This is a genomic window from Antarctobacter jejuensis (assembly GCF_052266595.1).
Lineage (GTDB): Bacteria > Pseudomonadota > Alphaproteobacteria > Rhodobacterales > Rhodobacteraceae > Antarctobacter > Antarctobacter jejuensis.
Genome location: NZ_JBQQXJ010000039.1, coordinates 1 through 2,232, shown reverse-complemented (window position 1 = coordinate 2,232; position 2,232 = coordinate 1). Strand labels below are relative to the sequence as shown.

The window sequence follows — 2,232 nt, the reverse complement described above, 5'->3', positions numbered from 1 at the left end:
AGCGCACGCAGGTCCATCATGGGTTTGGTCATCGGGTAAAGGCCTTGGTTCAGGTTGGTTTTCGCAAACCGACACTAACGGGAAACCCGATGACCACCGAAAGCTACACCACCAGACGGGACGTCACACCTCGGCGTCATTCGCATCGGTCATTTGGCGCTTCACATAGGGCTTGACGTATTGCGGGGCGATCAGCCTCACATCGTGACCAAGCTTTGATAGCTCCCGGCTCCAGTGATGCGCCCCCGCGCAGGCCTCCAAAGCGATGGTGCAGGGCTCAATCCGACTGTACACCTGCAATACCCGACCTCTCGGCAACGCCTTGCTGAAGACCTTCGATCCGTCCTCGGCCGCTCCATGTGCGTGAAACGAGTTCTTGGCTATATCCAGCCTTAAAATGCTAACCTTGTCCATGGGCGCCTCTTCCTCTTAGCAAGTTTTGACACCGCTACCTTGGCACAGCGATGCCGTTAGGGGCGCCCACCCCATCGTGAGGGTACAGCAGGTGCAGTGGTCTTTTGGAGCCGCGATACGGGATGGTCACGGCCAGCGTCTTCTGACGGCGAGACAGCGTGCTAAAGTCGGACACCGACCCGTCCAAACCAACCAGCCGCAGCAGGCGCTCGGCGAAACCGGCCGTCTGCCGGAGCGCCGTGCCGAACAGCACCTTCATCGAGAGGAAGTTCTGGATGGCGGCATCGCTGTAGGTCCGCTGGCGGCCACGCCTGCCTGTCGGCGCGGCATCCCAATTCATCGCGGGGTCGAACCAACCTCTCGGGACATTCCGCTGGAATGCCCTGCTGGTCAGTGGATCGTCAGCGAGCCACGCTGCTTCAGCGCTTCGTTGTAGCCCGGCCAGTTATTGGTCTTGTAGCTCGACCGGATGGGTCTGCTCATTCAGACCAGCTACCACGCTGGATTCACGAAATGAATCCCTAAGGAATTTACGCAAAATAGCCGCACCGGAGACACGACCAGTTGTGCCTAGCCATGCATTGAAATAGTCGGCGCAAACAGCGGTAGATTTTCCGTCAGAACAATCCGTTCAAGTTTAGCGAAGAAAACCACCGCGTTTCAGAGTTTCTAAACACTTCCAAAGTGAATATGAATAATAAAATTTTATGCAATTATCCGTGATGTTTGAGGAGCTGTATTAACCAGAATATTTCATCCTTGAGTGTGGTCGTCGCAGAAAGGAATGAAACATGATCCGTTATGTACTGGCAGATGATATTTTGGCAGATTGCCCTTTGAGACAATCGATGTTCCGCGATAGGGCCATCCAGTTTCGAGATCGACTGAAATGGAAGGTCAACGTTAATGCCAATGGTGAGGAGCGGGATCAATATGACGAACTAAACCCTCTCTACGTAATATGGGAGGGAAAGGATGGATTGCATGGCGGTTCAATGAGATTCATGCCGACCCTAGGTAAATGCATGGTAAATGACCATTTTCTTCACGTAACCGGTGGGAGGCAGATTAAAAGTTCGGTCATTTGGGAATGTACGCGATTTTGCCTTGCGCCCGGCAGCAATAGAAATATTGCCTCAGCACTTATGCTTGCTGGTGGCGAACTTATGTTGGGGCTCGGAATAGAGAAGTTTGTGGGTGTATTTGACGCTCGCATGGTGCGCATCTACAATAGGATCGGTGCGCCACCAAAAATGATTGGGTCAATAGGCCGGGGGCGCAATCAGGTTAGTGTCGGTCTTTGGTCGTTTTCCAAGTCCCTCAAAGAAACTATGGCCAAGAGCGCGGGCATACCAGAACGCAAGTCACGAGAGTGGTTTGACGCATCAAAATTAAGTCGCTCTAACGTGACGCCTATAGCTGCTTGAAGATAAATCGCGTTTATTTGGCCTATTGCCCCAACGGCATCGCAAGAACCTGCCGAGTTCCGTGGTCAAGTAGCACCGACTTGTATTGGGGGTGGCCACACCTCGAGGATGTGGTCGCAGAAGTTTTCGCAGCGGCGATGGAGGCCTGTTGGTGGCGGCGATGTTCGCTGAAATCGAGTCGCGCGACGGGATTGAGGCGATGCTGGTGGCGCAGATTGATCAGCCGCACTTGAGTGGTCCAGTTTGAATGTTAGTGCATGATTGGCCTTGGTTCCATCGGGACGATGGTTTCCGGGGCCGGTGGGCGGTAGCCCAAGGCACTATGCGGGCGTTTCGTGTTGTAGTGTTTCCTCCATTCTTCGATTAGGATTTGGGCTTCGCGCAGGCTGTA

Annotated in this window: 3 protein-coding genes and 1 pseudogene; 1 reads left to right on the top strand and 3 read right to left on the bottom strand. The window is 53.7% G+C overall.

Translation table 11 applies throughout. The annotated features are described in order from the left end of the window. Positions 1-123 precede the first annotated feature (123 nt). A complete protein-coding gene (locus ACTXGA_RS24395) occupies positions 124-414 on the bottom strand; it encodes a hypothetical protein (protein WP_443397307.1) in 291 nt (96 codons plus the stop codon). Between the two features lie 67 nt (positions 415-481). Next, positions 482-897: pseudogene (locus ACTXGA_RS24390) on the bottom strand (transposase); the annotation flags it as partial. Between the two features lie 308 nt (positions 898-1,205). On the opposite strand from ACTXGA_RS24390, the gene ACTXGA_RS24385 reads away from it, so the two are divergent. Continuing rightward, a complete protein-coding gene (locus tag ACTXGA_RS24385; RefSeq protein WP_443397306.1) occupies positions 1,206-1,841 on the top strand; it encodes an acyl-homoserine-lactone synthase in 636 nt (211 codons plus the stop codon). A gap of 250 nt (positions 1,842-2,091) precedes the next feature. Here the strand turns inward: ACTXGA_RS24385 and ACTXGA_RS24380 are convergent. Beyond that, the coding region (locus ACTXGA_RS24380) for an integrase core domain-containing protein (protein WP_443397308.1) at positions 2,092-2,232 on the bottom strand (141 nt) is incomplete at its 5' end.

Bases quoted from the DNA above. Each gene is read 5' to 3' on its own strand.
- ACTXGA_RS24385 (WP_443397306.1), top strand. From the start codon at position 1,206: ATGATCCGTTATGTACTGGCAGATGATATTTTGGCAGATTGCCCTTTG.
- ACTXGA_RS24395 (WP_443397307.1), bottom strand. From the start codon at position 414: ATGGACAAGGTTAGCATTTTAAGGCTGGATATAGCCAAGAACTCGTTT.